1 protein-coding gene is annotated in these 1,568 nt (G+C 68.1%); it reads left to right on the top strand.

Annotated elements, in window-relative coordinates; genetic code table 11:
• Positions 1-15: 15 nt before the first annotated feature.
• The coding region (locus ACFWWQ_RS29640) for an AMP-binding protein (RefSeq protein WP_384602347.1) at positions 16-1,568 on the top strand (1,553 nt) is incomplete at its 3' end.

A 1,568-nucleotide genomic window follows, 5' to 3' on the forward strand; every position in this document is an offset into this window, starting at 1 on the left:
GATCCGGACAGTCTGTTGTCGAAGCAGTCGCGGTACTGGCAGGAGCAATTGGCTGGGTTGCCGGAGCTGACGGAACTGCCTCTGGACCGGCCACGTCCCGCCACCGCCACCCACCGGGGCGACGACGTGGAGGTACGGATTTCCCCCGATCTCCACCGCCGGCTCGGTGCGCTGGCACGGACGACCGGGGCCACCGTGTTCATGGTGTTGCAGGCGGGGGTTGCGGCGTTGCTTTCCCGTCTGGGTGCCGGTACCGACATTCCGATCGGTACGGCGGTGGCGGGGCGCACCGACGAGGCGTTGGAGGACCTCGTCGGGTATTTCGTGAACACGCTGGTGTTGCGGACCGACACCTCCGGTGACCCGGGTTTCCGTGAGCTGCTGGAGCGGGTGCGGGAGACGGACCTGGAGGCGTTCGCCCACCAGGACGTGCCGTTCGAGCGGCTGGTGGAGATCGTCAACCCGGCCAGGACGCTCTCGCACCACCCCCTGTTCCAGGTGATGCTGACCGTGCAGGGCCACCAGGCGGGCACCGCCGAAATGCCGGGCCTGCGAGCCGAGCCGGTGGCGGCGGAGACCTCGGCCGCCAAGTTCGACCTGGCTTTCAGCCTACGCGAACACCACGAGGAGACCGGCGCCCCGGACGGCATCACCGGCAGCGTCGTGTATGCCACCGACCTCTTCGACCGCGACACGGTCGAGGCACTGGTCACGCATCTGGTGCGGTTGCTGGAGTCGGCGGCGGCTGACCCCGAGTGCCCGGTCGGGGTGCTGGAGGTGCTGTCCGAAGCGGAACGCAGCCGGTTGCTGGAAGAGTGGAACGACACGCGGCGCGACACTGCGGTGGGCACCTTGCCGCAGTTGTTCGAGGCCCAGGTGAGCCGTACGCCCGATGCGGTGGCAGTGGAGTGCGGCTCCTCGACGCTGTCGTACGCGGAGGTGAACGCGCGGGCAAACCGGCTGGCACGGTACCTGGTGGGTTCGGGCGTCGGGCCCGAATGCCTGGTGGCGGTGGCGCTGCCCCGCTCGGTGGAGTGGCTGGTCGCGGTGTTGGCGGTGGTCAAGGCGGGCGGTGCGTATCTGCCGGTGGATCCGGAGTATCCGGCTGAGCGGATTGCGTACATGTGGGAGGACGCTGGTCCTGTGTGTGTGGTGTCCGACTCGGTGACGGCTGGTGCGTTGCCCGGTGTGGCGGGTCTGGTTCTGCTGGACGATCCAGATATCGCGTCCGGTATCGCTGGTGCCGACGGTTGTGATCTTACGGACGGGGAGCGGAGTGCTCCGTTGCAGTGGGGTTCTCCGGCGTACGTGATCTACACCTCCGGCTCCACGGGACGGCCCAAGGGCGTGGTCGTCACCCACGCGGGCATCGCGAGCCTCGCCACCGGCCAGATCGAGCGCTTCGATGTGCGCTCCGACAGCCGGGTGTTGCAGTTCGCCTCCCTGAGCTTCGACGCGGTGATCTCCGAACTCTGCATGGCGTTGTTGTCGGGGGCGCGGTTGGTGTTGGCGTCGTCGGATGAGTTGTTGCCGGGTGCGTCGTTGGTGGAGGTGTTGGCGCGGTATGG

The organism is Streptomyces sp. NPDC059080 (genome assembly GCF_042739975.1).
Lineage (GTDB): Bacteria > Actinomycetota > Actinomycetes > Streptomycetales > Streptomycetaceae > Streptomyces > Streptomyces benahoarensis.